This is a genomic window from Halomonas sp. SIMBA_159, from assembly GCF_046536035.1.
GTDB lineage: Bacteria > Pseudomonadota > Gammaproteobacteria > Pseudomonadales > Halomonadaceae > Vreelandella > Vreelandella venusta_A.
In genome coordinates, this window is record NZ_JAWJBT010000127.1 from 1 (window position 1) to 412 (window position 412).

Below are 412 nucleotides of genomic sequence, written 5' to 3' on the forward strand. Positions count from 1 at the left end.
GTGTATACACCAATCCCTTCATCCTGCAGTATTTTAAATATTTGACCAGCCTTTAAGTTTCTAAATGACTGATCAATCCAAGCACCCTCAATATACACATGCACTTGCGATTGTTCATTTCCTATTGCAGTCATTTCATCACCACTTTCTTGTTTTTGAAAATAAGTTCTGTATAGGATCAGGCTTATCCACTTTTTTGCTTTCTAAAGTATTCACAAACCTTACAATTTCATTGACTTTGTGTGCAATTTCTTCATTGTTTGGTAATCTGCTAATCTCAATTCCTTCTTCGGTACTTTCAACTATCACTCTCTTAAGTGGCTTTATAGGCATCTCATTCTGTCTCTCCATTCCAAAGTGGTCGAAACCTACCAGATTCCTCATCGACAACAACCAACTCTACTGTACCAAT

1 protein-coding gene is annotated in these 412 nt (G+C 36.7%); it reads right to left on the reverse strand.

The features are described from left to right. Nucleotides 1-138: 138 nt before the first annotated feature. The gene (locus R0J87_RS18670) at nucleotides 139-333 is read right to left on the reverse strand and encodes a hypothetical protein (RefSeq protein WP_410608916.1); all 195 of its coding nucleotides are present in this window, start codon (nucleotides 331-333) and stop codon (nucleotides 139-141) included. Between the last annotated feature and the right edge of the window lie 79 nt (nucleotides 334-412).

What these genes read in the sequence shown, in the direction of transcription:
- R0J87_RS18670 (WP_410608916.1), bottom strand. Translation starts at nt 333, where the DNA reads ATGCCTATAAAGCCACTTAAGAGAGTGATAGTTGAAAGTACCGAAGAA.